This is a genomic window from Vogesella mureinivorans (assembly GCF_007644035.1).
In the GTDB taxonomy this organism is placed as follows: Bacteria; Pseudomonadota; Gammaproteobacteria; order Burkholderiales; family Chromobacteriaceae; genus Vogesella; species Vogesella mureinivorans.
The window spans coordinates 1-266 of record NZ_VMTV02000422.1 but is presented as its reverse complement, the minus strand read 5'-3'; the positions used below and the strand labels follow the sequence as shown (position 1 = coordinate 266).

At 59.0% G+C, this 266-nt stretch carries 1 protein-coding gene; it reads right to left on the bottom strand.

Annotation, left to right across the window (positions count from 1 at the left end):
* A partial coding sequence (locus FLQ44_RS11315) for a sterol desaturase family protein (protein ID WP_147694455.1) occupies positions 1-266 on the bottom strand: 266 nt, incomplete at both ends.

Sequence of the window (266 nt, the reverse complement as noted above, 5' to 3'; positions counted from 1 at the left end):
GCCCAGTTGTTTGACAATGCCATAGCGGATCGGCTCGTGATCGACTTCTGGTGTGAAGGTGCCGAACAGCTTGTCCCAAATGATGAAAACGCCCGCATAATTGCGATCGAGATAGCGTGGGTTGGTGGCGTGGTGCACGCGGTGGTGGCTCGGCGTGTTCATCACCGCCTCGAACCACGCGGGCATCCGGCGGATCGCCTCGGTGTGGATCCAGAACTGGTAGATGAGATTGAACCCGCCGCAGATCGCGATCATCGCCGGGTGAA